Origin of the sequence: Burkholderia sp. BCC1972 (genome assembly GCF_905339605.1) — a bacterium.
In the GTDB taxonomy this organism is placed as follows: Bacteria; Pseudomonadota; Gammaproteobacteria; order Burkholderiales; family Burkholderiaceae; genus Burkholderia.
In genome coordinates, this window is sequence record NZ_CAJPGH010000097.1 from 1 (window position 1) to 406 (window position 406).

Consider the following 406-nt stretch of genomic DNA (forward strand, 5'->3'; position numbering starts at 1 on the left):
ATAAAGCAACGGGGGCAGCCGCGGGGAGACCACCATCGCGCGCCACGCCGGGGGGCTTATCGAAGTTCGCACGGACACATAAGCCGAACAACGACTCTAATCGATCGACAACGACATGAAGACCAACCTTTCCCATCGTCTCACTCAAGGTGCGCTGGTTGCAGCGCTGTGCGCGTCCGTCGCGGGTTGCGGCGGCGTGGTGACGCCCGGCGGCCAGAACGCCGGCGTGACGGGTGCCGCGGCAGGCGGCGCGAGCGCTGGTGCCGATTCGGGGCTGCAGCGCTGCGCGTCGCCGCTCGGCACGATCGCCGTCGACGACGGCCGTAACGCCGACTGGTGGGGCCCGTTCGGCAGCGCGACCAAGATGACGACGATCGATCCGCTGCTGCGCCTGGCGGTCCAGCAA

Annotated in this window: 1 pseudogene; it reads left to right on the forward strand. The window is 68.5% G+C overall.

Annotated features, from left to right (window positions below):
• Positions 1-115 precede the first annotated feature (115 nt).
• Positions 116-406, forward strand: a pseudogene (locus tag U5798_RS36965) (hypothetical protein); the annotation flags it as partial.